23 protein-coding genes are annotated in these 26447 nt (G+C 60.9%); 17 read left to right on the top strand and 6 right to left on the bottom strand.

Going from position 1 to position 26447, the window contains the following annotated elements; genetic code table 11:
• Entirely contained in the window at positions 1 to 1017 is a 1017-nt protein-coding gene (locus AUP74_RS02230; RefSeq protein WP_069946129.1) for a glycosyltransferase family protein, read from the bottom strand.
• A gap of 281 nt (positions 1018 to 1298) precedes the next feature.
• Here AUP74_RS02230 and AUP74_RS02225 point away from each other — a divergent pair, with 281 nt between their 5' ends.
• Positions 1299 to 2192, top strand: a complete 894-nt coding sequence (locus AUP74_RS02225; protein ID WP_158514526.1) for an ELM1/GtrOC1 family putative glycosyltransferase — start codon at positions 1299 to 1301, stop codon at positions 2190 to 2192.
• Positions 2193 to 2213: 21 nt separating this feature from the next.
• Positions 2214 to 3305 (top strand): glycosyltransferase family 4 protein, encoded by a 1092-nt coding sequence (locus tag AUP74_RS02220; protein ID WP_069946128.1) that lies wholly within the window; start codon positions 2214 to 2216, stop codon positions 3303 to 3305.
• Positions 3306 to 3368: 63 nt separating this feature from the next.
• On the opposite strand, the gene AUP74_RS02215 is transcribed toward AUP74_RS02220, so the two are convergent.
• From AUP74_RS02215 to AUP74_RS02205, 3 genes are all read right to left on the bottom strand, one after another.
• The gene (locus AUP74_RS02215; RefSeq protein WP_069946127.1) at positions 3369 to 4787 is read right to left on the bottom strand and encodes a mannose-1-phosphate guanylyltransferase/mannose-6-phosphate isomerase; all 1419 of its coding nucleotides are present in this window, start codon (positions 4785 to 4787) and stop codon (positions 3369 to 3371) included.
• Positions 4788 to 4996: 209 nt separating this feature from the next.
• Complete coding sequence (locus tag AUP74_RS02210) at positions 4997 to 5662, bottom strand: YrbL family protein (RefSeq protein ID WP_069946126.1); 666 nt, start codon at positions 5660 to 5662, stop codon at positions 4997 to 4999.
• On the bottom strand, positions 5659 to 6774 hold the full coding sequence (locus tag AUP74_RS02205; protein WP_069946125.1) for a glycosyltransferase family 4 protein: 1116 nt from the start codon (positions 6772 to 6774) through the stop codon (positions 5659 to 5661). The genes AUP74_RS02210 and AUP74_RS02205 overlap by 4 nt, the downstream gene beginning before the upstream one ends.
• Positions 6775 to 6998: 224 nt before the next feature.
• Here AUP74_RS02205 and AUP74_RS02200 point away from each other — a divergent pair, with 224 nt between their 5' ends.
• Positions 6999 to 7910, top strand: a complete 912-nt coding sequence (locus AUP74_RS02200; RefSeq protein ID WP_069946124.1) for a glycosyltransferase family 2 protein — start codon at positions 6999 to 7001, stop codon at positions 7908 to 7910.
• A gap of 123 nt (positions 7911 to 8033) precedes the next feature.
• On the top strand, positions 8034 to 9323 hold the full coding sequence (gene waaA, locus AUP74_RS02195; protein ID WP_069946123.1) for a lipid IV(A) 3-deoxy-D-manno-octulosonic acid transferase: 1290 nt from the start codon (positions 8034 to 8036) through the stop codon (positions 9321 to 9323).
• A gap of 126 nt (positions 9324 to 9449) precedes the next feature.
• On the opposite strand, the gene AUP74_RS02190 is transcribed toward waaA, so the two are convergent.
• Positions 9450 to 10937 carry a TolC family outer membrane protein gene (locus AUP74_RS02190; protein WP_069946122.1) on the bottom strand — a complete coding sequence of 496 codons (1488 nt, stop codon included), beginning with the start codon at positions 10935 to 10937 and terminating at the stop codon, positions 9450 to 9452.
• Positions 10938 to 11225: 288 nt separating this feature from the next.
• Between AUP74_RS02190 and AUP74_RS02185 the strand changes: the two genes are divergently transcribed.
• The 13 genes from AUP74_RS02185 to AUP74_RS02125 all read left to right on the top strand — a co-directional run bounded on the left by AUP74_RS02185 (position 11226) and on the right by AUP74_RS02125 (position 25405).
• Entirely contained in the window at positions 11226 to 11894 is a 669-nt protein-coding gene (locus AUP74_RS02185) for a paraquat-inducible protein A (protein WP_069946121.1), read from the top strand.
• Positions 11891 to 12565: a paraquat-inducible protein A gene (locus AUP74_RS02180; protein ID WP_226999866.1), complete on the top strand. Its 675-nt coding sequence runs from the start codon at positions 11891 to 11893 to the stop codon at positions 12563 to 12565. The genes AUP74_RS02185 and AUP74_RS02180 overlap by 4 nt, the downstream gene beginning before the upstream one ends.
• Complete coding sequence (locus AUP74_RS02175) at positions 12558 to 14897, top strand: PqiB family protein (protein ID WP_069946120.1); 2340 nt, start codon at positions 12558 to 12560, stop codon at positions 14895 to 14897. The genes AUP74_RS02180 and AUP74_RS02175 overlap by 8 nt, the downstream gene beginning before the upstream one ends.
• 59 nt (positions 14898 to 14956) lie before the next feature.
• Entirely contained in the window at positions 14957 to 15520 is a 564-nt protein-coding gene (locus AUP74_RS02170) for a DUF4136 domain-containing protein (protein WP_069946119.1), read from the top strand.
• 103 nt (positions 15521 to 15623) lie between these two features.
• Positions 15624 to 16199, top strand: coding sequence for a DUF4136 domain-containing protein (locus AUP74_RS02165; RefSeq protein WP_158514525.1), 576 nt, complete (start codon positions 15624 to 15626; stop codon positions 16197 to 16199).
• Between the two features lie 45 nt (positions 16200 to 16244).
• Positions 16245 to 16913: an NUDIX domain-containing protein gene (locus AUP74_RS02160; protein WP_069946117.1), complete on the top strand. Its 669-nt coding sequence runs from the start codon at positions 16245 to 16247 to the stop codon at positions 16911 to 16913.
• Positions 16914 to 16999: 86 nt separating this feature from the next.
• The gene (locus AUP74_RS02155; protein WP_069946116.1) at positions 17000 to 17545 is read left to right on the top strand and encodes a DUF1249 domain-containing protein; all 546 of its coding nucleotides are present in this window, start codon (positions 17000 to 17002) and stop codon (positions 17543 to 17545) included.
• A gap of 96 nt (positions 17546 to 17641) precedes the next feature.
• Positions 17642 to 18445, top strand: coding sequence for a 3',5'-cyclic-AMP phosphodiesterase (cpdA, locus tag AUP74_RS02150; protein ID WP_069946115.1), 804 nt, complete (start codon positions 17642 to 17644; stop codon positions 18443 to 18445).
• Between the two features lie 127 nt (positions 18446 to 18572).
• On the top strand, positions 18573 to 19280 hold the full coding sequence (locus tag AUP74_RS02145) for a hypothetical protein (protein ID WP_069946114.1): 708 nt from the start codon (positions 18573 to 18575) through the stop codon (positions 19278 to 19280).
• 55 nt (positions 19281 to 19335) lie between these two features.
• Positions 19336 to 19959: a YqiA/YcfP family alpha/beta fold hydrolase gene (locus AUP74_RS02140; RefSeq protein ID WP_069946113.1), complete on the top strand. Its 624-nt coding sequence runs from the start codon at positions 19336 to 19338 to the stop codon at positions 19957 to 19959.
• A gap of 12 nt (positions 19960 to 19971) precedes the next feature.
• On the top strand, positions 19972 to 21858 hold the full coding sequence (parE, locus tag AUP74_RS02135; protein ID WP_069946112.1) for a DNA topoisomerase IV subunit B: 1887 nt from the start codon (positions 19972 to 19974) through the stop codon (positions 21856 to 21858).
• Between the two features lie 125 nt (positions 21859 to 21983).
• The gene (locus AUP74_RS02130; RefSeq protein ID WP_069946111.1) at positions 21984 to 22538 is read left to right on the top strand and encodes a hypothetical protein; all 555 of its coding nucleotides are present in this window, start codon (positions 21984 to 21986) and stop codon (positions 22536 to 22538) included.
• Positions 22535 to 25405: a DUF3859 domain-containing protein gene (locus AUP74_RS02125; RefSeq protein WP_069946110.1), complete on the top strand. Its 2871-nt coding sequence runs from the start codon at positions 22535 to 22537 to the stop codon at positions 25403 to 25405. Before AUP74_RS02130 ends, AUP74_RS02125 begins: the two co-directional genes overlap by 4 nt.
• Positions 25406 to 25434: 29 nt before the next feature.
• On the opposite strand, the gene AUP74_RS02120 is transcribed toward AUP74_RS02125, so the two are convergent.
• Positions 25435 to 26025 (bottom strand): GNAT family N-acetyltransferase, encoded by a 591-nt coding sequence (locus AUP74_RS02120; RefSeq protein ID WP_069946109.1) that lies wholly within the window; start codon positions 26023 to 26025, stop codon positions 25435 to 25437.
• Positions 26026 to 26447: the final 422 nt, after the last annotated feature.

Genomic DNA, 26447 nt, shown 5'->3' with positions numbered 1-26447 from the left:
TTATTTGATCCACACATAGTTGTGGCTGTACGGCAGGTTCATCGAGGTTTCGACGATGTACTGGGCGTACAGGGTGTTATTGATTTCCCGGTGGAAGAATTCCCGGCAGCGGCCGGCCCATTCCCGGCGCTTATCGTCGTCCGAGTGGAATTCGACAACCCTCTCCAGCAGAGATTCCTCGCTGTCGAAATAGACCAGGGTCTCCTCTGGCATAAATTCGTCAAAGCGTGCTGCTGCATGGGTGAAAACCAGCAGGCCGTTGCCGGCCAGTTGTGCCATGCGCGCGGAGGAGTACCACTGGTAGCCCTCCTGGCGGTTCAGGTTCAGGCCCATCTTGCTGTTGGCGAGGATGTGGTCGTAATCGCGCCCCCACAGGGTGGGCTGGTCGTACATTCCCGGGGTTCGGAAGTTCAGATCCTGCGGCAGGTTGTCTTTCAGGTATTGCACGATCTTGCCGCGCTCTGTGTATGCCTGGGCTTTACTGCAGAACAGCAGATCCACTTCCAGGTCGCTGCGGGCGCTGCAATCCGCAGTCTCCACGGAGGGATCGACGGGGTTGGGCATATGCCAGAGGCTTGCCCGTTTGCCCTCGTAACGCTTGAGGTCCTCGATCCCAGTGGAAACGAACATGGCATCGGCAATTTCGCACCGCTTGGCGATGTTGTCCGAGTTTCTCGGCACGAACAGCGGGTCATTGTTGCAGGCGGCGATCACCGTCTGCGGGCGCAGCCGGCGAATCTCGGCAAAGGTCTCGTTGTCGATCAGGTCGCAGTGACCGAAGATCACCAGGTCCGGTTCGAACGCCTCTACGCTTTGCAGCAGGCGCTGGTTTACCTTCTTGCGGCTGACGAGTTCACGGATGCGGAAAGGCGCCTCAAACGCGGCCACGTCACGATCACTGAAAGCCAGCACATTGTGTCCGGCGCGAACCAGCCCGCTATATAGTTTGAGGGCCCAGCTGACCGAGGTATGGCCGTACTTGCGCTGCTGGTGGTTATCGACATGGATGATACGCATAGGAATGGATAACGCCGGATAATCTGGTGAACCGCCTGCCGCTGGCGCCGTTCTTGTCTGCTGGCGGGGCGGCCCGGGACGGTTGCTATGGATACAGGGGCGCGATTATACCGGGGGGGTGGAGAACACGTCCATTTGCCCACAGCGACGGTCAAGGCTCCGTTGTCAGAGGGGGCCCGGGCGGGGGCTGGCGCGGGTTCTATACTGCAGGGCGATCGGGTAGCATGGGCGCCCGCGCCAGATCTGGCGCAATCCCAATCTCTAGAGTCGGAGTTCCCCAATTGCGGCTGACGGTCTGGCGTTTTCTTGATGGTAATCGCGCCCATGAGAAGCAGACGGCGGCACTGCTCTGTGGCCTGCGCGCCTGCGGTTGTGCGGTCGATAGCCACGATATTCCTGCGGCTGCGCTCAGCACACTCCTCCGTCACGGTCTGGACCAGCAATTGCGCTCGCTGCCGCAGCCAGACTTTATTGTCGGTGCGGGCCACCGCAGCCACTGGTCAGTCCTCTTCGCGCGCCGCTACTTCGGCGGTCGCAGTGTGGTGGTGATGCGGCCGTCACTGCCTCTGCACTGGTTTGATTTCGCGGTTATTCCCGAGCACGACCGGCCACCGCCGCTCGAAAACGTGATTCTCAGTCAGGGCGCCCTGACCGAGCCGCTGCCGCGTGGGCGCCGTCGCCCGGGCAAGGGGCTGATCCTGCTGGGTGGACCGAGTAAACACTTCAGCTGGGACACCGCTGCCGTGCGTGGCAGCCTGCAGCGATTGCTGGCCGAACCCCTTGAGTGGACGGTTTCCGATAGCCGACGCACCCCCGAAGAAACGCTCCGGGGACTTTCCGTCGAGTCCGGTGAAATATGCCACTGGCGTGACTGCCCGCCCGGCTGGTTGGCCGAGCAGCTGGCGGAATCGGAACAGATCTGGGTTACCGGTGATAGTGTGTCGATGATTTTTGAGGCCCTGCAGAGCGAGGCGCGGGTCGGGGTGATCCCTCTGCCCAGCCGCAGGCCGGCCAACAAGGTTCGGGCCGCTGTGCAGAGGCTGGTGGACCAGGAACGGCTGACCGACAGGGTTGAGGATGTGGCGATCCCCGTGGGTGCGCCGCGGGAGCCCCTGGCCCAGGAAGTGCTCTGTGCGCGGGCGCTTCTGCGCCGGAGTGACTGGTTGGCCGAGTGAATCCGCGCGGTTGAGGTAAGCATGATCCTGATTACGACCCAGTGTTTTCCGCCCCGTCGCGGCGGTATTGAAAACCTGATGGAAGGCCTCGCCGACAATCTCGGTCAGGCGGGCCACAAAGTTCTGGTGCTGGCGGATCATGCCGAGGGCGACGAGAGCTCCGTGGCCGGAGCCTATGACGTTCGTTTCTTCGGTGGCTGGAAGCACTGGCGCCGCTGGCGCAAGGCCCAGGCCCTGCGCTCCGCGATCCGCGGCGGGGATATCGAGGGCGTCTTTGCCGACTCCTGGAAGAGCGCCGAACTTTTGTCTGAGCTGGATGTGCCTCTGGCAGTGCTCGCCCACGGGATGGAGTTTCCCGCCAACCCGAGTGATGCCAAGCGGACGCGCATTCAGAAGGCTCTATCTGTAGCCGACTGCATCATTGCCAACTCCGCCTACACCGCCAGCCTGGTACAGCCTTATCTCAGCGGTAAGTCGCGCCTGATCGTCATCAACCCCCCGATCGGTCCGCAAGCGGATGCTGAACGACAGGCCCTGGAAGCCCTGGAAAAGGTTACCTCCGGGCGAGCCCCTGTATTGTTGACACTGGCCCGACTGGAACCACGCAAGGGTGTGGATGCCGTAATTCGGGCGCTGCCCGCGGTGCGCAGGCATCATCCCGATGTGCTCTACATCGTCGCCGGGAAGGGCGATGACCGGGCGCGGCTCGAGGCGCTCGCAGCAGAGGAGGGGGTCGCGGATTGTGTTCATTTCGCCGGAGCGGTCAGTGATGGGGAAAAGGCGGCACTTTTCTCCCGTGCGGACCTGTTCGTGATGCCCGCTCGGCGAGAGGGGGATTCGGTTGAGGGGTTTGGGATCGTTTACCGCGAGGCCAACTGGTACGGAGTGCCGGGCCTGGCCGGGCGCGAAGGTGGTGCCGCCGATGCGGTGATCGAGGGAGAGACGGGGCTGCTCTGTAATGCCAGTGATCAGGCCGATGTCACCGCCCATCTCCTTGCCATGCTGGATGACAGCGATGGGCTGCGGCGCATGGGGAAGAATGCCGCCGAACTTGCCCGAGGTCCGGGGCAGTGGCACATGGCGATCGAACAATTCCTCGGGGCCCTGCGTTAAGGCGATACGCATCCGGACGTTCAGTAATCATCGACGGCCCGAGCCTGGGAGGAGGGTGACGGCTCAGGAGCGGGAGTACCTGTCCTCGAAGCGCACAATATCGTCCTCACCGAGATAGGAGCCGGACTGCACCTCAATCAGTTCAAGGGGAATCGTGCCCGGATTCTCCAGTCGGTGTTTGATGCCGAGCGGGATGTAGGTGGATTGATTCTCGCTGAGAAGCATCTGCTTGTCGCCGCAGGTGACCCGGGCGGTCCCGGAGACAACCACCCAGTGCTCGGCCCGGTGGTGGTGCATCTGCAGGCTCAACTGGGCGCCGGGATTGACCACGATCCTTTTGACCTGAAAACGCTCCCCTGCGTCCACCGAGTCATAGAAACCCCAGGGCCGGTACACCTTGCGGTGCACCATGGCTTCCGGCCGGTTTTCCGCCTTCAGCAGTTCCACGATTTTTTTTACTTCCTGCACGCGATGCTTGGCCGCAACCATGATGGCGTCGTCGCTTTCGACCACCACCAGATTGTCGAGCCCGATCAGGGCAATGAGCTTGCTGTCGCTCTGTACATAGCAGTTGCGACTGTCGTGGAGGATGACATCGCCGCTGGCGGTATTGCCGTGGGCATCTTTGTCGGAAATTTCCCACAAAGCCGACCAGGAGCCCAGATCACTCCAGCCGCAGTCCAGGGGAATCACGACCGCGTCATGGGTTTTCTCCATCACGGCGTAGTCGATCGAGTCTTCCGGGCATTCAAGAAATGCATTTTGCTCGGGTCGAATAAAGTCCACGTCCAGGCTCGCCCCGGCCAGGGCGCGCTCGCAGGCGCTCAATATATCTGGTCTGTGCCTGCCGAGCTCCTCGATATAGCGACTGGCGCGAAACAGAAACATGCCGCTGTTCCAGAGGTATTCCTGGCTTTGCAGATATTTCTCTGCGGTGGCCCGGTCGGGCTTTTCCACAAATCTGTCCACCGTGAAGGCGGAGTGAGAGCCGCTGCTTCGTTGCGCTCCCCGGTGGATATAGCCGTAGCCGGTTTCAGGCTCTGTGGGGACAATGCCGAAGGTGACGAGTGCACCCTCCTCGGCAAAGTTGCTGGCCTCGACGACTGCTTGTCTGAAAGCAGCCGCGTCGCGGATGACATGGTCGGCGGCGAGCACCAGCAGCAGTGGATCTCCCTCGCCGGAGGCGAGGCTGTGCAGTGCGGCCAGGGCCACTGCCGGCGCGGTGTTACGGCCGGCCGGTTCCAAAATAATGCCACTGTGGTTTTGCTGAGCCACGCGCAGCTGCTCGGCCACGGTAAAGCGGTGCTCTTCGCCGCAGACGAGCAGGGGTGGCAGGTGCTGCAGGCCGGCCAGCCGGCTACAGGTCTGCTGCAACATGGTCTGGTCGCCGCACAGAGAGAGGAATTGCTTTGGGTAAAGCTGGCGGGAGAGTGGCCACAGTCGAGAGCCTGAGCCGCCAGCCATTATCACGGGCAAAATCATGATCGTGGAAAGCCCTTTCCATTCGGTTGGAGCGCACTAAAAGATGGCTTCAGCGTAGTACTCCTACCGTGCCATTTCTCGACTGTTCAGTATGGACGTCGCCGGAGATCGGGGCCATTTCTCAGGTTGCTGGGCGTGTGGATATGGACGGGGAGGGTGGCGGGCCAGGGTGCCCATTCACGATAGCGCTGGATGGATCCGCGAGAGCCTTACTGGCTTTTGCGCTCAGCCTCTTTCCAGGTGATGTTGCGATCGGAGAGCTCCCAGCGGATACGCCGCCACATGCGATCGATCCGTCTCTGAATATAGCTTTTGCGAGAGCTGGAGAAGAATTCCGCCATCGGCAGGAAGGCGGCGCACCCGATACCGTCAATCAGGTAGAGTTCCGGGCGACCGTTCTCGTGCCGGATCACCAGGTTGTGGGGGAGGATGTTCTTGGTCAGGATGCCGGTTTCCCGAAGCCACTGGGCAAAGCGTTGCAGTGCTCCCTCGATGCTTTCGTCCAGGCCATGCTGCTGAAGGTAACGTTCCAGGGTGACCGCCGGCTCCCCTCGCTCGTCGACAATCAGCTGCGTCACTGCGCCCGGCCCCTCGGAGGTCTCCTCAATGCCATACCAGCGGGCCAGGTGCCGCCACGCTGAGCTGCTGTCCCCGGCATCGCGCAGCGCTCGCTGCCGGTAGCCGGCCAGTTCGCGCAGATTGTCGTCAAAGCGGTCGTCGCCCGCGATCCGCTTGTACCAGGGGGCGCGGCGTCGCAGCTCTTCGACGCGGCCGGTGCGCATCACCTTGACGCACTTTTCGGCGTCCTGCGGGTGCCGGTAACAATGACGGTTGCCGCCACTGGCAAAGGGGGACAGGCCGGTGAGGTTGATCACGAGTCTGCCCCCTGTCTCTCTGCCAGCAATTGCTCGTACAACCCCATGGTTCGTTCGGCCTGGGCCTCAAGCGTGAACTCCCTTTGCAGCACCGGACGGACCTCGCTGTCCAGCAGCTCAAGGGTTTTGTCTTTGAGTCCCGCGATATCTCCATCGGGCACCAGGCCTTCGGGGAAGCAGGCCTGCAGGGATTCTGCCGGGCCGCCGATGTCATAGCCGATCACGGGCGTGCCGATCGCCGCAGCCTCAATCACCGTGCGGCCAAAGGGTTCCGGGCGCTTCGACAGGTTGTAGACCAGAGCCGAGGCGCCGTACCAATACCGAATGTCACTGCGCTGGCCCACGAAAGAAACGCGTGTCTGCAGGCCCAGCTCCGCCGCTCGCTGTTGCAGCTCCTGAGCGTAGTGTTCCTTGTTTGGCTCGGCACCGCCGAGCACCACCCCGTGCAAATCCTCGCGGTCGAGATTCGCCAGCAAGCGGAGGAAATCCTCCTGGCCCTTCCAGCGGGTCAGGCGGCCGGGCAGTAACAGCCAGCGTTTATCGCGAAGCTCAGGAAACTCGGACTCTACGGATTCACGCCAGCCCTCGGGTGGCGTCAGGCCTGGAAGAAATTCGGTGGTGTCCACGCCGCGGTAGATGATCTCCGGTGGGCGCTGCAGATACCTGCTGTAGTTGGTGGTGAGGTAGTCACGGACGCAGCGGGAAATGGCGATAACCTGCTCGCTGCTGGCCATAATGGCGCTGTAGCGATTGATCGAATAGAGACCGTGTGCCGTGCTTACCAGTCGCGGTCGATTGCTGGAATCCAGTTTTTTCCACGCAAAATAGGTGAGCCACGCCGGTACGCGGGAGCGCACGTGCAGAATGTCCGGTTGCTCGGCACGAATGAGCTCGCGCAGCGGGCGCACCTGACGCAGGCTGAACAGGGACTTGCGATGGATCGGCATGGAGAGGTGGCGTGAGCCCTCAAGCTCCAGCTGTTCCACCATCCTGCCGCCATTGGAGACAACGATAGAGTCGTGCCCCGCCGCTACCAGCGCGCGGGCAAGGTCGAGAGTGCCGCGCTCGACGCCGCCGGAATTCAGCGCTGGCAGCAACTGCATGACTTTCATCGGGGCCTCACATTAGCCATACCTTGGCCGGGGCGCCTGATTTGAATCAGATGCCCGGGGCTTCGCGCAACGATAGCAACGGGAATCGTTGCGTTTTGTCTCGCACGGCGAAGCAAAGTAGTGAAAGCCGCGTATTATAGACATCCCCGTCGATGGGGTATAGGCTGCCAAAACTCTCACCCGGCAGGCATTCCCCGGGAGTTGGCTGGTAACTGGAGTTGACGTTGCGACCACTGCTGGACATTTGTATTTGCACTTGCCGGAGGCCCGAGCTGCTTCGCCGTGCCCTGGAAAGTCTCTCCCAGGTTGAACTACCGGATACCGTGCGCGTTTCCGTGACGGTGGTAGACAACGATCCCGAGGAGAGCGCACAGCCTGTGATCCGCAGTCTGCAGGGCAGTTATCCGCTGCCCATTCACTACGCGGCAGAGTCGCGTCGCGGTATCCCCTTTGCTCGCAACCGCTGCCTCGACGAGGCGCAGGCCAAGGGCGCCGATTACCTGGTGTTCATCGATGATGACGAATGGGTGGCCGCTGACTGGCTGCAGAAGCTATACAGCTTCGCGCGGGATGCGGGCGGCAGGGCGGTGGTCTGCGGTAGCGTGATCAGTCTGCTGCCGGCATCCTCGCCGGATTACTACAACATGTTCTTTTCCCGCAAACGCCGCCGCACCGGTGAGCGGCTTCCCTATTGCGCCACCAATAACGTGTTGATTCCCCTGGGTGAGGTGCGCGAGCTGGGGTTGCGGTTTGATGAATCGCGCCCCTTCGCCGGTGGCGAGGACGTGATGTTCTTCACGGCGGCGTCGCAGCGTGGGATGGCGATTTTCCACTGCGCCGAGGCGGTGGTCTACGAGGATATCCCCGAGGACCGCGCCAACCTTCGCTGGCTGTCCCGTCGCAAGTACTCTGTGGGCATCACCCAGGCCCACCAGAAGCTGATCACCGGGCGCAGCCGCGTGGATGTGCTCGCGTCGGCGCTGCTGCAGCTGCTCACCGCCTCCCTGGTTTGTGCGCTGAGCATGACCGTGCGCCGCCAGCGTGAGCGCGCGTGGTTACGTGTCTGCCGGTCTGCCGGCATGGCGGGCGGGGTATTCGGCGCAGAGTCGCAGTTTTACCGCCGCGCCCACTCCTGAGTCCTGCCGCTGGGCTATCCTCGAGCTGCGTATTCTGTCTTGGGCCAACACAGGCGACGCCCCGGTCGCGGGCGGTTAGAATGCCGCCCTTTGCGCACTTTCAACTAAGTACACGACGCCTGCATGCAGTTTCTCTATACTTGGCTTCTGCGCCTCGCCCTGCCGATCATCCTGTTACGCCTCTGGTGGCGGGGGCGCTCCCTGCCCGCCTACCGGCGTCGCTGGCGTGAGCGTCTGGGCAAGGTCCCGGCACGCGCCAGTCACAAACCGCTCATCTGGGTACACTCGGTTTCCGTTGGGGAAACCCTCGCGGCTGTGCCGGTGATTGAGACGCTGGCCGCCCGCCATCAGGACTGGCAATGGCTGGTCACCACCACCACGCCCACAGGGTCTGAGCGCGTTCAGGCGGCGCTGGCGGAAAAGCTCGGTGGGCGTCTGTTGCATTATTACCTCCCCTACGACCTACCCGAGTGCCTGAAGCCTTTCCTGGATAGCCTGCGCCCCAAGTTGTTGATCATTATTGAGACCGAGCTGTGGCCGAATCTATTGCGCCTCTGTAAAAAACGCGAGACCCCCGTATTACTGGCTAATGCGCGCCTGAGTGAGAAGTCGGCACAGGGCTACGGGCGCTTCGCGACACTGACCCAAAACATGCTGAACCGGTTGTCTCGGGTTGTGGCGCAGTACCCGGCTGATGCCGAGCGCTTTGTGCGCCTCGGACTTCCTCCGGAGCGCCTGCTCACCAGCGGCAATATCAAATTCGATCTCACCATCGATCTGGGGCTCTCCAGTGAAGCCCAGGCCATCGGCCACCAGTGGCGGGGTGGCAGTGATCGCCCGGTGTGGCTGGCTGCCAGTACCCACGAAGGGGAGGATGAGTTGGTGCTCGAAGCCTTCTCCCGCCTGCGTGAGCAGTTCCCTGACCTGCTGCTGGTACTGGTCCCGCGCCACCCACAGCGTTTCGACAGTGTGGCGCGCCTGTGTCGGGAGCGGGGCCTGCACTGTCGTCGCCGTAGCGACGGCGGTTACGTGGACGCCTCGGAGCAGGTATTGCTGGGGGATACCATGGGGGAGCTGTTGCGCTTTTATGGCGCCAGTGATGTTGCGTTTGTCGGCGGCAGCCTGGTGCCTGTGGGTGGCCATAACATGATTGAGCCGGCTGCCTGGGCGGTGCCGATCGTCTGCGGTCCGCATCTGCACAATTTCAGCACCGTGGCGGAGCTGTTGCGCGATGCGGGGGCGCTGCGGGTGGTGGAGTCGCCGGAGCAGATGGCCGAAGCCGTCGCGGAGTGGCTGGAAGATGCCGACAAGCGCCGGGAGGACGGTGCAGCCGGTCGCCTGGTGGCTGAGGCCAATACCGGTGCGCTTGGGCGCCTGGTGGACGAGATTGAGTCGCTGGCGGCGCAGGTCTGATGGCTGCGGGTGGAAAAGCTGATTGACGATCAGGAGTGGTCGCAGCGCAAACAAAAAGCGGGGCTTGAGCCCCGCTTTTTGTTTCTTGCATGCCAGCCCAACTTCAGCCGGCTTCGAGCTCCACCGTTACTTGGTCGGCTCTGCTGAGGTGGCAGCGGTCTCGCCGACCCGGACAACCGGGGTGGCAGGGTTCAGCTTCGCCTCCAGCTCCTGTAGATCGGCGGGGGCCAGCAGGCCGGCCACGCGCTTCAGGCGCAGGGTGTTATCGATATAGTCATAGATGGCGTTGGCGTAATCGGTCTTGGCCTGGAACAGGGTCCGCTGGGCCAGCAGCACGTCGACGATATTCCGCGTGCCCACTTCGTAGCCTGCCTGATTCGCCTCCAGGGCGCTCTGCGCGGAGATCACCGCCTGCTCCCGCGCTCTTACCCGGGAGACGTCGGTGACCAGGTTGCGGTGCAGGGTGCGGGTATCCTGAATGGTGTTGCGCTGTACCAGGTTGCGCAGGTCCTGGGCCTGGAACGACAGGTCGCGGGCCTGACGTCGGCTGGCACTCAGGCGGCCACCGGTGAAGATCGGCACGTTCAGGGTCAGCGCGGTGACGGTGCTCTCGGTCGAGGTTTCGATTGGCAGGTCAATAGTGGGCTCACCGGGGATCGAGGTGGACGTGTCGCCCTCGCGGCTGAAGTCTGTGTAGCTGACGGAACCGTAAACCGTCGGCAGGTGCTCGGCGGCAGCGGCGCGGGCACTGCTGCGCGCGGCGTCGGCAGCCAGACTTGCGGCCTTCAGATCAAAGTTGTTCTGCATTGCAAAATCGACCCATGCGGCGCGCTCGGCGGGCTCCGGCGGGGCGACGGTAAAGCCGTCCTCGAGCGGCGCCACCTGGTCGTGCTCGGTGCCGGTCAGAATCGACAGCGCGTCGAAGTTGCTGAGCAGAGCATCTTCGGCAGTCAGACGGCGAGCGACGGAATTTTCGTAGGCCGCCTGGCTGTCATAGACGTCGGTGATCGCGGTCAGGCCCACCTCGAAACGCTGGCGGGTCTGTTCCAGCTGCTTGGCCAGTGCTTCTTCTTCCGCCTTGGCGGCTGCCAGTACATCGTAGGCCCGCAGCACATTGAAGTAGGTGGTGGCCACCCGCAGCATCATTTCCTGCTGGTTGGCGCTGAACTCCGCTGCAGCCTGTTCACTCTGAAACTTGCCTTGTTGGTAGCCGAACCACGCGGGCAGGTCGAAGATCGCCTGATCCAGCCGTGCGGAATAGATTTCGTCATCGACATCGGTATCGCGGCTGTTCGGTGTGGCGATCACGCCGTTGGGGCCGAACGTGTAGTCAAACTGGGTGGAGTTTGAGCTGGTGTTACTGTGTTCGGCGGAGCCGTTGATCTGTGGCAGCAGCGCGGAGCGGCCCAGGTTTTTGGCCTCGAGGCCAGCCTCGAAGGCGGCGCGGTCGGCGGCCAGTTGCGGGTCGTTGTCCAGTGCCTGCAGATAGATTTCCCACAGGGTGTCGGCCTGGGCCTGCATGGCGCTAAGGCCGAAGAGCGCGGCCGCGAGCAGGGATTTCAGGGGGCGACGGGCGCTGCTGTGGCGCCTGTGGTTGGACTCAATTCTTTTCATTGAACTCTACTTCCTGTGGTGGATGCGGTCTCAAACTTGCCAGTCTCCCCACTGGCCGGGCCCTCGAGCGGGCCTTCAAGTCGCGAGAGTGTACCCCCCACCTGTGGGGGCGTCGAGGCGACGGGGCCCCCTTTTTGGTATATCTTCGTTGAACCGACACGAATGTGCGGTTACTCACCATGGGGCGGCCGGGGACACAGGCAGCGCCTTGAAGCGCCGTGTGGTCCTCTATAGACGTCGCCGCCGGGCATTTGGATGCACGAACGATCAAATGGGAATTTTTCGCCGATGGAGCAGAGTGCGACCGATTCCGCCAGTGGCTGGCAGCGAGCCTGCCACGAGTGCGACCTGCTGCTCGGCAACAACAACGCTCCGCCGGGAGGTAAGCTGGTCTGCCCCCGCTGTAGCGCCGTTATTCACCGCAATCCCGCCCGCAGCATTCACTATACGGCGGCACTGAGTATCAGCGGCCTGTTGTTATTTATTCCCGCCGCGACTCTGCCGTTGCTGAATTTTTCCATCATCGCCTTTGGTTCGGAAAACACGCTGTTGAATGGCGTTTTCTCACTATTCGGGGCGGGCTATATCTGGCTGGCGTCGCTGGTGCTGTTCTGCAGCGTAGTGGCGCCGTTTACCCGTTTCCTGCTGCTTGCTTTTATCAGTCTTGGCTGCCTGTGGGGGGCTCTGGATCGCCCGGTGTCCCGCGCCGTGCGCTGGTACCAGCACATCAAGGAATGGGCGATGCTGGATGTCTATATGCTCGGCGTCCTGGTAGCGCTGATCAAAATGCAGAGCCTGGGGAAAATGGTGGTGGAGAGCGGGCTCTATTGCTTTGTGGGCCTCATGGTGCTTTCTAATCTGACGCTGCTGTCTTTTGATCAGCAGTCCGTTTGGCGGCGTATGGCCCGTCGCCGTGCCGCCGCCGCGGTGACCGATGCCGGTGGGGTGACCCCGTGAGTCGCCTCGATACCGCCCTCGCGCACCGCCTCTGCACCTGCCTCTGCTGCCACCAGCTGATGCGTCTGCCCGCCGGTGAGTCCCGGGGACGCTGTGGCCGCTGTGGTGCCACTGTACACGGTCGCATCGAGCGCAGCCTCATGCTGACCTGGGCGCTGGTACTCACCGGCACTTTCCTGTTGGTTCCCGCCAATATCCTGCCGGTGATGACGGTGATCTACCTGGGGTCCGGGGAGCCGAGCACCATCATCGGTGGCACCCTGGAGCTCTACCGCAACGGCCTGTGGGGCATCGCCCTGATCGTCTTTATCGCCAGTATCGCGGTACCGGTGATGAAATTGGTGGGGCTGGTGGTCCTGCTGCTGCAGGTACAGTGGCGCGCGCCGCGGAATCCGATGCAGAGTATGCGTGTGTATCGGGTGGTGGCGGCCATCGGGCGCTGGTCACTGCTGGACCTGTTCATGATTTCCATCCTGGTGGCGCTGGTAAACATGGGCGCCATCGCCGAGGTGCGCGCCGGTCCCGGCAGCACCGCCTTTGCCACCGTGGTGGTGGTGACCATGCTGGCGGTGCGGACTTTCGACCCGCGACTGTTATGGGACGCACGGCAGTGCCGGGCGGCCGTATCGGCAGCACGTGAGTCCGCGGACGGGGAGGGCAGCGATGGCTGAGTCGCAGATCCCCGAGGCGGAGCTCAAACGCAGTCGCGGCCTGCCGCTGGTGTGGCTGTTGCCGTTGGTGGCAGCGATCATCGCGGTCTGGCTCCTGTACCGGGATGTCACCCAGGGTGATATCCGTGCCGAGATTCTGTTCCCCTCCGGCGAGGGACTGGTTCAGGGCAAGACAGTGGTGAAGTACTCCGGTGTCGATATTGGCCGGGTGGGGGACTTCCGGCTGGTGCCAGGCGCCGAGGAGCTCGACGGTGCCGACGGCGTGCTCGCGGAAGTGGAGTTCAATCCCAGTGCGGAATTTCTGTTGGTAAAGGGCAGCCGTTTCTGGCTGGTCAAGCCGGAGGTCTCGGTGACGGGAATCCGCGGGCTTGAGACGCTGGTTTCCGGCAACTATATCGCCGTGGAGCCCGGCAGTGGTCCACCGCAGCGGGAGTTCGTGGCACTGGCGCAGCCTCCGGCACAGGTTTCGGGGGAGGGCTTGCGTGTGCTGGTGCGGGCACCGCGACTCGGTTCCCTGAACCGGGGTTCACCGGTGTACTACCGCCAGTTGGAGGTGGGTGAGGTGGAGAGCTATCGCCTTTCGGACAACGATACCGAGGTGGAGATTGAGCTCTTTATCCGCAAGCAATATGCCCACCTGGTGCATCGCGGCAGCCGATTCTGGAATAGCTCCGGTGTTTCCATTGAGGGGGGCATCAGTGGCGTCAAAGTGGATGTCGAATCGATCGCTTCGCTGCTCGCGGGCGGGGTCAGTTTTTATACCCCCGAGAAGCACCTGCAATCGCCGCTGGCCAAAAATGGCCAGGAATTCCCGCTGTACAACAGCTTTGCGGATGCGGATGCGGGTATCCCCATCACCCTCAATTTCGATCGCGGCGTCAATGTCACGCCCGGCAGCACACCGGTGGTGTATCAGGGTATCAAGGTGGGTGAAGTCAGCGACACCAAGGCCAGTTCCTCCCTCAATGGCATGGCGGTCGATGTCTTGATGGACCCGATCACCGATGACCTGCTCACCGAAAACACGCGTTTCTGGATGGCCAACCCAACCATTGATATCTCCTCCGGTCTCAGTCAGCTGCTGGAGGGGAACCGTATCGAGGTGGACCTGCGCCGTGGGCAGCGCTCGGTGCGGGAGTTCCCCGCATTTTCCGAGGCGCCGCAGAGAGACCCGCGCGTGCCGGGATTGCATCTGAAGCTCAACGCCCGCAATACCGGCTCGCTGCAGCGAGGCGCGTCAGTGTATTTTCGCCGTATCGAAGTCGGGCGTGTGCAGGGGATGGAACTCAATAGCGACGGCTCCGGGGTAACGGTTTTCGTGGTGATTCAGCCTCGCTATGCGCACCTGGTGCACAAGCGCACCCGCTTCTGGAATGTCAGCGGCCTGCGCGCCAGCGCCAGTTTCACGGGCCTCGAGGTTGAGGCGGATTCACTGCTCTCGCTGGTAAGGGGAGGTCTCGCTTTCGGCAGCAGTCGTAGCGCCCGCGAGAATGCTGCGCCGGCACAAAACGGGGATTCCTTCCCTCTCTACCCGAGCCGTGAGGACGCATTTGAAGAGGGGCTGGATATCACCATCGACCTGCCCTCCGCCGAGGGTATCAAGGAGGGTGCGGCCATACGTTTCCGTGGTATCCAGGTGGGAGAGGTGCGGCGGTTGCGGCTGGGGCCGGATCTCACCACCGTGCAGGCGCGGGCGACACTGTTTCACCGCGCGGAGCAGTTCGCCCGGGAAGGAACCCGTATCTGGGTCGTGGGTCCCGAAATCGGCTTGGAAAATGTCGCCAATGTGGACACGCTGATCACCGGCCGCTACCTGTCATTGGAACCGGGTAACGGTGCGCCGCAGATGGCGTTTACTGCGGAATTACAGCCGCCGCGCCAGGATCTGGCGGAGAGCCTGATGAGCCCGGGGCTGACCGTCATTCTCAACGCCCCGCGGCGCGGTTCGCTGAAAGCGGGCAGTCCTGTCTACTATCGCCAGGTGCAGGTGGGAAAGGTCATTGGCTATGCGCTCGGCGAATTGGCGGATCGTGTCTACATCTACGTGCACATCGAGCCCCGTTACCAGACTCTGGTGCGCGAAGGCACGGTTTTCTGGAGCGCCAGCGGCATTGACGTGAACTTTGGCCTGCGCACCGGACTCACAGTCCATACCGAGTCCGCCAGGGCGCTACTCGATGGGGGAATCGCCTTTGCGACCCCGGAACGACCGGCGATGGGGCGGGAAGTGGAGAGTGGCAGTCATTACCCACTTTATCCGGAGCCGGAGCCCGAATGGCTGGGCTGGCGTCCTAAAATAGAAATATATGCCAGCGAAGAGCCGACCAAATGAGACTGCGATATCGCTGAGGTCGTCAGGTTATGGCTACAAGGAATAACAGGGAGAGCGTTATGCAATTTGGAACCCTCGGCCGGCTGACGGTCCTGGCACTGGGTGCAGTGGCACTGATGGCCTGCGAAACCCTCAACGTCGAGCGCGTACAGCCCGCTGAGGCGCCGGTGGCCTTTTCGACCTATGCCTGGGGTCAGTCCTCTCTCGGTGAAACGCAGGGAGCTGCGGCACAGCTGGTAGAGCTGGATGAGGATTTGCGTGCCACCGTGGCAGGGCTGATGCAGTCCCGCGGCTACCGGCTGGTGGAGGATCCGACCACTGCCGATATGGTGATGGATTACCAGGTCGCCATCGTGGAGGAGGAATTTGCCAGCGATACTGAGAACTCGAGCTGGGACGCCCAGTTCGACTCCAACGCGCAGCGTGGCGTGGTGGAACTGCCAAGCCAGACCGGTGCGCCACGTGTCACGTTGACGCTCGGCCTCGGTCGGCCCGGTGGGCGTGTGATCTGGGGCGGCAACGCCACCAAGTTACTGGCGCGTCCGGAGAATCGCGAAGAGCGACGTCGGGTCCTCAACACCGCGGTGCAAGAGCTGTTACGGGACCTGCCGCCCGCCTATTGACCCGGTCTGTTTTGCTTGCCGCTACGTAAAGCCGGACAATGCGCCATTACCCCGGACAGGGATGCCGGAACTCCTGAAGCTGAAGTGTGCCCCGGAGATCCGTATGCTTTTTCGATTCCCCGCTAACGCCGTATCGCGCCATTACAGCATGGGCGCTATGCGGGCCGCTCTGATCGCGGCTTGCCTGTGGATGGTCGGCTGCGCCACGGCACCACCGGTGGCGGTAGACTACGATCCGCAGGCGGACTTCTCCCGCCTGCAGACCTATTTCCTGCTGGATCCACTGGGTACCGGTCCGGTTGCCCCGCTGGAGCTGAAGCGGGCCCGCCAAGCGGTGGAGGGACAGCTGCGGTTACGCTATCGTCCCGCCGCCAGCGCCGGCGATGCGGATTTCCTCGTGCGTGTCCAGTTGCAGGGCGCCGAGCGGGTGGCTGTCTATGAGGACCGCTTCGGCATATACGGTGGTCACGGTCCCTGGGGTTTCGGCTGGCAGGTGCCACTCAATGTGCGCCAGTACCGCCAGGTTTACTTCGTCATCGATGCGCTGACCCCGGATCAGGCACCACTCTGGCGTGGCAGCATTCCGTCCGGCGCCATGGGAGCGCGCAGCCCGGAGGATCAGCAGCAGCGCTTGCACAACGAGGCAGCCCGGCTACTGAATCGTTTCCCGCCCTACTGAATCGCAGAATCCAATAACCAGAACGTCAGCAACGGATGTAAAACCATGCCTCGGGATATCGAGCAAGAGCAGCAGAACGAGCCGATTGACCTCAATCCGCCATTCTCGCGCGAAGCAGTCGAAGTGCTGGAGCGGGAGGCGGTGTTCAAGGGTTTTTTCACCATGCTGCGACTCACGCTCAGGCACCGTCTCTTTCGCGGTGGCTGGAGCGGAGAGATGCAGCGGGAGCTGTTCGTGCGTGACCCCGCGGTGGGGGTGCTGCTATACGATCCCGGACGAGACCAGGTTGCTCTGACCGAGCAGTTTCGAATCGGTGCTCTGGATCGCGCCGGCGGGCCCTGGTGCCTTGAAGTGGTGGCGGGTATGGTTGAGGAAGGCGAAACGCTCGAGGAAGTGGCCCGTCGGGAGGTGCTCGAGGAGGCCGGTCTGAAGGTGGGAGCGCTGCGCTATATCCGCAGTTACCTGCCCAGCCCCGGTGGCAGCAGCGAGCGAATGCACCTTTTTTGTGCGCTTGTTGATTTAAGCGAGGCGGGTGGCCATTTCGGTGTTTCCGATGAACACGAAGATATCCGCCTGCGGGTATTGCCCTGTGAGCAGGTGTTGGCAGCGCTCGAGGGGGGTGACCCGGATGGGACGCCCATCGACAACGCCGCCAGTATCATCTCGCTGCAGTGGCTGCGGCGCCACCGTGAGGAGTTGCGCGCTGCGGGGTGAAGCGATATCTGGCCGCGCTGAAACGCAGCCCGGCGCACATAAACTGAGATCTGAATCACGGCGGCAAGCCGACCGGAGTGTCGATAATGACCCCACGGAAAAACCTGGCGACGATTGAGCGCAAAGTCGACAACTTGGTACGCAAAAGTCGCGAAAAGACAGCCTATAAGGTTGATCTGCCGGCGTACCATGCCGATTGCGATGCGAACTATCTGCGCCTGTGCAAGCTGTTGCCAGAGCTGTCCAGCCGCGGCCACTGGCGTTACCAGATGCCCCATGGCGCGCTGGAGTTAACGGTTTTGGAGCGCTCGCGCTACACCACAGAAGTGAGCCTGAGTGCGACGGCCAGCCCCGATGAGAAGCACTGGCTGGCGCCTCCAACGCTGACAGTGCGCCTGTACCACGATGCCCGTATGGCAGAGGTGGTGGCGGTGGATGGTCGCGGGCCGCTCCCCGAGCCGGCCGCGGCAGCGCAGGACCAGGAACGCAAAGGACACAATGGGAAAAACGCGCGAATGGGAGGCGCGGACGAGCGACAGCAGGCCAACCGCTTTTTGGGCGAGTGGCTCGGGCATTGCCTGGCAAATGGTCGCACAGAATTCGAATTGATATTGGATGGCTGGCGGCTGTAAAGGAAATACTGTCGCCGCTGGAGGAGAGGTGATTCATAGCCCTCCGTCCTGCCGCCTGGTGCGGCATCAGATGGATCTGAACAACGAGTAAAGCAAGTGAGCGAAGAGTCTAAAGGCCGTGTACATCGACTGGTGCAGTTCACCGACCCCCACATTGGCGGTCGGCCGAACTATCAGTTGCTGGGGTTGGACACAGGCCGCACCCTGGATGAGGTTCTGGCCAGAATCGCGCGTGACCAGGGGAATGCCGACCTTCTCGTGGCAACGGGCGATATCACCGCCAACGGCTCCGAGGCTGCCTATGGACGCTTTCTGAAAAGAATGCAGTCGGTACACAAGCCCTGGTACTGGCTGCCCGGCAACCACGACTCAGTGCAGCGGATGATGCAACTGGCGCCCGGTCGCTTTGTCGAGGAATTGGCACTCGGGCACTGGCGACTGCTGCTGCTGGATACCAGCGTGGAAAACCAGATTTGCGGTGGTCTGTCAGAGACCCAGCTGCACCGCCTTGAGGCGTCATTGCAGCGCGAGCCGGAGCGGCCAGTTCTGATCCTGATGCACCACCAGCCGGTACCGGTGGGTAGCGACTGGATCGATGGTCACATGCTGCGCGAGGGGCACGAGCGCTTCCTGACGGTCGTCAGCGCAGCACCCCAGGTGCGCGCCCTGTTGTGGGGCCACGTGCACCAGCAATTCGACAGCCACCTCGGTCACATCGGCCTTCACGCAACCCCTTCCACCTCGGTGCAGTTCACCCCTGGCAGCGGCCCGTTCTCGGTCGACGAGGAGATGCCCGGTTACCGCTGGTTGGACCTTTTCGAGGATGGCACTTATGAGACCGGGGTCGAACGCGTTCTGGTGTCGGAATACAGTGTCGACCTGACCTCTGGTGGTTATTGATCGCTCTCTGCCACCTTCCCCCCTTCCTACTCTTCTCCCCGGCAATGCACCCCTGACCGCCCTATCTGGGGATCGGTGTTTCCCGCCCTACAATGCTGCTAGTTGTTGCAGTGAAGGAATGAGAGTCGTGTACCCAACGTTTTCGCTGCCCTTTGGTGCTGCGGTATTGATACTGGCATTGCTTGGCGGCTGTGCCTCTGCTCCAGCGGACCGTCCGGATGTCGCGGCCGCCTCGTCCGCCCACTTTACGATGATCGGTGATGGAGGGGGGCGCACTGGGGGATTGCAGCCGCGCTCCAGCCGTCTGGACCAGGTCAGTGCAGTTTTTGCCCTCGATCTGAGCGGTGCCAAGGTTCACGTAGCGCCTCTGGAAATTCGCTATCGCCGGCAGTCCCCCGGCTCAATTCAGCCCCTGGGGTGGCGCAACCGTGAACTTGATGCCAGTGACCGTGCGCGGCTCCAGGGCATCGTGGAAGAGGCCTTTGCCGAGCGCTTCCTCGGCCGCCGGGGCGGTCGCCTGACCCCCGACGCGCGCACGGCAGACTATACGTTGCGCCTCGCGCTGGACGACTTCCTGCTGCCCGCACCACTGGAGCAGACGACACGTTTGCGGCAGGTATTCACCGAAAGTGTTGCCTACGGCACTCTGTCGGGGACCCTCTACGACAGTCGCGGCAACGTGGTGTTGGAGTTCCGCGATCGCCGCGAGTTTGGTGAGAACTTTGCCGGGCCCGGTGGCAGTTCACTCCAGCGTTTTTCCCCGCCCGCGTTCTGGGCGGATATGCGCATGGATATGCGCAGCATTTTCGAAAGTCTCGATCGCAGCCTGCGCTGATCCACTTGAAGAGTCGGGGTTTGTTCTCGCGTGATGCGGGATATAATCCCCGGCCATGTCTGAATCACAACACAAGCAGCGGCCGATACTGGTCTATCTGCACGGTTTCCTCTCATCCCCGCAGTCCTTCAAGTGTCAGCAGATGCATGCCTGGCTGGCGGAAGCCCATCCTGAGATCACCTTCTGCGCCCCGCATCTGTCGCCTCATCCGGGCGCGACCATCGACTTGTTGGCGGATTTACTGGATCGCTACCTCGAACAACCCGCGGCACCGCAGATCGGGTTAGTGGGCAGCTCCATGGGGGGCTTTATGGCCACGGTCCTTGGTGAGCGCTACCGGTTGCCGGCGGTGGTGGTGAATCCGGCCGTGCACCCGGCGCGTTTTATGCCGGCCTATCTCGGTCAGACCCTGCATCCTTACAGTGGCGAGGATCGCGAGTATCGCCTTACCCAGTCCGACGTTGATACCATGCGCCAACTGGAGGGCGAGATTGCCGGGCCGCTCAACGGGCGCTACTGGCTGCTCGCCCAGCGCGGCGACGAGACACTGGACAGCCGCGAGGCCGAAGCCTTTTACCGGAACCAGCATCAGACTATCGAAGAGGGAGGCGATCACAGCTTCCAGCGGTTTGAGCGCTACCACCAAGCCATCATCGATTTTTTATTCAACCAGCAGTAAACAAATAAAAATATGGCCAATTACTCTGCCGAAGATATTGAAGTCCTCACGGGATTGGATCCGGTGCGCAAGCGCCCGGGCATGTATACCGATACCACCCGTCCCAACCACCTGGCACAGGAGGTCATCGACAACAGCGTGGACGAGGCGCTGGCCGGCCACGCCAAGAAGATCGAGGTGGTGCTGCACAAGGATCACTCCCTCTCCGTCAGCGATGACGGGCGCGGTATGCCGGTGGATATTCACCCGGAGCAGGGGCGCCCTGGTGTCGAGGTAATCCTGTCCACGCTGCATGCTGGCGGTAAGTTCTCTAACAAGAACTACCAGTTTTCCGGCGGCCTGCACGGCGTCGGGGTTTCCGTGGTAAACGCACTGTCCAAAGTGCTGGAAATCACCATTCAGCGTGATGGCCAGGTCTACCGGATGGGCTTCCAGAACGGCAACAAGGCCTCCGACCTGGAGGTAATTGGCACCTGTGGCAAGCGCACCACCGGTACCAGTCTGCGTTTCATGCCCGATCCGCAGTACTTCGATACCCCCAAGTTCGCCGTGCGCCACCTGCGTCACCTGCTGCGGGCCAAGGCCGTACTGTGTCCGGGTCTGACTGTGGTATTCATCAACGAGCAGGATGGTGAGTCCGACGAGTGGTACTACGAAGACGGCCTGAAAGATTACCTGGCTGCCGCCAATCAGGGCTGGGAAGTGCTCCCCGCCGAGCCGTTCGTGGGCAGCTTCTCTGCCTCCACCGAGGCCGCCGACTGGGCGGTGCAATGGCTGTCAGAAGGCGGTGAGGTCACGGCGGAGTCGTACGTAAACCTGATTCCCACCGCCCAGGGCGGCACTCATGTGAACGGCCTGCGCACGGGCCTGCTGGAGGCCATGCGCGAGTACTGTGAAATCCGTAACCTGATGCCCCGCGGCGTCAAACTCGGCCCCGAGGACATCTGGGCACAGTGCTCCTATGTGCTCTCGGCCAAGCTCGCGGATCCGCAGTTTTCCGGCCAGACCAAGGAGCGGCTCTCCTCCCGCGAGGCGACGGCGTTTATTTCTGGCGTGGCCAAGGATGCTTTCAGCCTGTGGCTGAATCAGCACACGGAAGAGGGCGACAAGCTCGCCGAGCTCTGTATCAGCAACGCCCAGAAGCGCCTGCGCTCCGCCAAGAAAGTCGCCCGTAAAAAGGTCACCCAGGGGCCGGCGCTGCCGGGCAAGCTGGCAGACTGCGCCAGTGGCGACGCCAGCCGCTCGGAACTGTTCCTGGTCGAGGGCGACTCGGCCGGTGGTTCCGCCAAGCAGGCTCGCGACCGCGACTTCCAGGCCATCATGCCCCTGCGGGGCAAGATCCTGAATACCTGGGAAGTGGACTCCGGTGAGATATTCTCCAATCAGGAAGTGCACGACATCGCCGTGGCGCTGGGGGTGGACCCAGCCAGCGATGATCTAGAAGGACTGCGCTACAACAAGATCTGCATCCTCGCCGATGCCGACTCCGACGGTCTGCATATCGCCACCTTGCTGTGCGCATTATTCCTGCGTCACTTCCGCGCCCTGGTCACCAATGGCCATGTCTATGTGGCCATGCCGCCACTGTTCCGCATCGATATCGGCAAGGACGTTTACTACGCGCTCGATGAAGCGGAAAAACAGGGCATCCTCGACCGCATCACCGCGGAAAAGAAGAAAGGCAAAGTACAGGTCACCCGCTTTAAGGGGCTGGGTGAAATGAATCCGCTACAGCTGCGCGAAACCACCATGGACCCGGATACCCGCCGCCTCGTCCAGCTTTATATCGACGCAGGGGATGACAGTAACCAGATCATGGACATGCTGCTGGCGAAGAAGCGTGCCGGGGACCGGAAGCAGTGGCTCGAGAGCAAGGGCAATCTGGCTGAAGTCGGCTAGCAGTCTTCGATTTTTTAAACCCGCTATGCGGGTTTTTTTATGCAGGCGTGATGGCGCCTGTCGGGTGTATGCGCAGAGCGGAAAGCCCCAGAGAGAAAAAAGAATAAGGCAACAAGGAGAGGAGAATGGTTCACAGGGCTGCGGGCGCGATTGTGCTGTTGCTGGCAACACTTTTGTTACAGGGCTGTTTGAGCCCTGTTGAGTCGATCGATGAGGGCCAGCTTGATGTGCTCGAGGCCGAGGCGGGGTATCTCCTCATTGCGGTGGACACCAACTTCAACCTCGATCAGATCAAGCTGGGTGGGAGAAAATACCTCTCACTGAACCGCGACGATCTGCAGCATGGAACAAACTTTATCTTGGCCAGGGTGCCCGCAGGCAAGTACCGGATTATTAGTGTACACCTGAACTTTCTCTATGCATTCAAGCTGGACGACGAAAACTGGCGCTTTGAAGTCACACCCGGGGTTGTGAGCTACGTGGGGCATCTGAATGTCCAGAACCGGCTTCGCAATATGACCGCCAGGATCGAACTGGAGAACCGCTCCTCCGAAGCCCTGGAGTTTCTGGAGTCCAACTTTCCGCACCTCATTGATAGCGAGGAAGTAAGGTACGCGGGGCCGGGAGAGGATGATTTCTTTCTCTATGTCCGCAGCTTGGAGCGGGGGGCAGGGGAATGAAACTATGTCGCCTGGCACTGTTGGTTTTTACCTTCAGCTTTTCTCTTTATGGCTGGGCGAAGACCCTGCCGGCTGAATTGTTTTTTCGCAGTCCGGAGGTGCTGTCACTCAAGCTCGATCCCTCGGGTCGGATGATCGCAGGGCATGTCCTTCGTCCCAAGCACCATGTTGCTCTGGTTGACCTGGCTAGCGGTGTGCATTACCCGATGCTCAAGCTGGATTCAACCCAGGGCTCATTGCAGCGATACGACTGGGTCGATTCCTCCACGGTTTATTACGAGGTGTACTTCAAGGGCAGTGAAGAGTGGAAGCGAGGCTTCATCGATATCGATTACAGTGGCGAAAAGCCACAGTACCGCTCGCGGGAAATTCGGGCGGAGGGATCACTGATTGACGCTCTCCCGGACGTGAACGACCAAATGCTTTTCGCCCAAAAACACGGTGACAGTGTCTGGATTCACCGCGCCTCAACGGCCCAGGTTGCGCAGAATGCACTCTCTCGCGCGACTCTGTTCAAGAAGCCCCTTGAGAATGTGGTTGACTACATATGGGATCCTCAAGTATCGACCCTGATCGCGAAGACGCGCGAAGAAGATGAAGTAATTATCTGGAAATTTGGCAGTGATGATTCGTCATGGCAGAGAGTCCACTCACTCGCGCAGCCCGATGATGTTTTCAAGCCAGTCGGCTATATGGAGGACGGTACGCTCGCGGTATTGAGTAATTTCAATTCCGACAAGGTGGTGTTGTATCGGTTCAACCTCGCGGCGGGGAGCTTCGGTGAGGTGCTTTACCGTCACAAAAGATATGATCTTGTAGGAGCGCGGACTGATGCATCCGGCGCATTGAATTCCGTCGCCTATGTTGACCATGGTCGGCTGGTGAATGAATACATCAGTGCCGAGGCTGGAAAAATCAGTAGCAAGTTTGCGAAGGCTTTCCCCGGGAAGCAGATTGTCATCGTGGATGAAACTGCCGAGCAGGGAAAATACATCGCACTGGTTTATGCGTCGGACGACCCGGGCGCCTATTACCTGTTTAACCGGAGCACTCTTAAGGCAGAGAAGCTTTACGGCCTCAATGAAGACATTCCCCAGAACATGCTCACTCGCTCTGAGCCGCTCCTGTCAAGTTCGAGTGACGGTGTCGAGATTGAATCTCTGATCACGGTGCCGGAGCGCAGTAACGGTGTCCTGCTCGTGTACCCACATGGTGGCCCTATCGGCGTGCGGGACCACACCTTTTTTGACCCAGAAACCCAGTTTTATGCCAATCGCGGCTATTCGGTATTGAGGGTCAATTTTCGCGGCTCGGTGGGCTTCGGTAAGGAGTTCTATCGCAGTGCCGTGGGCCAATGGGGTCAGCTGATTGAGGACGATATCGGGTCCGCGATAGACGCAGCCATGGCTACGTATGGCTTCGATCATATCTGTACCATTGGCAGCAGCTATGGTGGCTACTCGTCAATGATGCTGGCCATCCAGCGCCCGGAGCAGGTCGACTGTGTTATCTCAATGTATGGTGTCTACGACCTGCCACTGCTGTTCAATGCCAGTAATTACAAAGTTCACGAAGACTACCGCCAGCGTGTTCGTAGGACCGTCGGTGAAGAGGGCGAATCGCTGAAGCAGTTTTCCCCATTCCGGCTTGCAGGTGCGGTCAAGGCCCCGGCCCTGATCGTCGCGGGAAAGAAGGACCAGATATCTGGCTTCGAACAGGCCAATCGCATGCATTACGTCATGGAGAAATTAGGCAAACAAGTTGAGTTTGTGGCTTATAAGGGCGTTGGGCATGGACATACGAACTGGGGTGGTGAGTACCACCAGGCGGCCTATGTTGACGACTTTATCCGGCGTGTGTTGTCTTTGCCGTTTCCGGATAACGACGAAGCTATTTCCGAAGACCTTCTGTATCTCAGTGAGAGTTACCGGAATGGCACCGGAGTAGCGGCAGACGAAAGTCGTGCGTTGACATACCTGGAGCGCGCGGCACGAATGGGCAATGCCAGCGCTCAAACGCGGCTGGGGGATCACTTCCTCAACACCAGTAATCCAAAGCAAACGGAGGCCGCAATACGCTGGTACGAGTCGGCTTCCCGACAAGGTGCCGGCGGCGCGACCTATATGCTGGCCGAGTTGTCTGCTCAGGGATCTGGCCCGGCAGTGGAAGCTTCAGACATTTACGACCTGTACCGCCGGGCTGAGGGAGAGGGTGCCTACTTTGCCTATATTGGTGTAGCGAGGCACCAGTGCCTGGGAATAGGTACCGAACAAGATCTGGGTGCGTGCATTGAAAAGCTATTTCAGAACGTTGACTTCGAGGACCAGGGCCTGAAGGGCGAGCGCCTGAAACAGGTGGGCCAGCTCAATTGGGATAAACAGTCGGTTGTTCTGGCCGAAGTCCTCGACAGGGTGGATTTCACTGGAGAACAGCTGGAGAAGATTCGTGCATTTTTCAAGTTTGGGGGCGGGTATGACCAAGCAGCGACCCTGGCTAAGACCCAGACCGGCCTGGCTGAGGGGGATAGCTACCCTTACACCATTCGGGAGGAGACCCTACAGGTTCCACTGCGGAAAGGCCTGAAGTTTGGTACGCGTTACGCGATGACAGGGGAGGCCGATAAGACACACGCCGTCATTCGTTTGAAGTGGACCCATCCCGAGCAGGTGTTGCCGTCCGGTCGCAGGGTGACGGAGGAACACGACATCCTACTGCCGACACTCGGTAAGGATAGTTCCATGACGTACAGTTTTGACTTCGACTACGAAATGGTGCCCGGCACTTGGACGCTCGAATTCTTCGATATAGAGGGAAGGGAACTGATGCGGCAGACATTTGAGGTTGTTGAGCCCGGGGAGGACGCTTAATCCGCACCCCGGGCACCGTGTGCCCTCCGTCATTGAGTCCAGGACGCTACTTTTGCAGCCTGTTTGCTAGCCAGGTAGTTTGGATGCAGGTACTTGCTGTAGGTCAGTAGTGTGTAGTCTCGTGGGTCAGCCGTGCACTGGAACCCCTGGGATTTGGCCAGGTGTTCCTGTCCATGGTTCTCGGCGGAATCGATGGAATAGATTTCATCGAGGCCGTGATCCTCGGCAATCTCCGTCAGGCGCTTCAGTAATACCGAGCCAAGCCCTTGGTGTTGCCACTCGTCGGCAACCACCACGGCGCATTCGCATGAATGTCCGCCCGGGTCACAGGCATAGTGTGCTACGCCAACCGCTTTTGGATCCGTGTCAACATCGGCGACGGCAATTAGTGCCTCATGAGTGTTGTGGTCATTTTCTGTGAGCAGCGATAACAGCTTTTCGCTGACTTTATGGCTGCCACCTAGAAAACGATCGCGGCGCGATTCGGGTGAGAGACCTTCGAACAACTGTTTTTCCAGCTGGCCGTCGGTCTTGCACACTGCGCGAATCTGCACTTGGCGGCCGTCCTGCAGAGTGACCGTTTCCGGCTCATAGTTTTCACAAAAATATTGGGTAGACATAAGATCTACCTCCCCGCCTTGTTGTGGCAATTTTTTCCGTCAGTTGCATTAAACCAGTTGTCTCACTGCCCCGACCGCGCTGCGGTCTCGACTAAACGCTAAGCTGTATGGGATTGCTCTCCAAGGCCTGAAGCTGCTAACCAGCGTGCATCTATGAAAGTGCGGTTCTAAGTATTGGGTGCCAAAGAAAAAATAAAACTTTGCAGTAGGTGCGGCTGTGATATAGTGCCCGCGCTGGCCACTGGTCAGCTGCGTCATCTGTAGTCCGCTGTGACCCAGCGGTACCCTCCCTGGAACACTCTCCGAAGTCTCCCCGGAAACACCTACTGAATGCCGCACCGATTCGGCCTCGGTATGGCCGTGATTTGACGGCAGAGCGGGCAGTAGTGCCCGGATTCTCTGATTCATTCTCTCTCCGCCTC

It is taken from the genome of Microbulbifer aggregans, from assembly GCF_001750105.1.
GTDB classification, from domain to species: Bacteria; Pseudomonadota; Gammaproteobacteria; order Pseudomonadales; family Cellvibrionaceae; genus Microbulbifer; species Microbulbifer aggregans.
The sequence above is the reverse complement of the archived record's forward strand: the minus strand, read 5'-3'. Positions and strand labels throughout refer to the sequence as shown.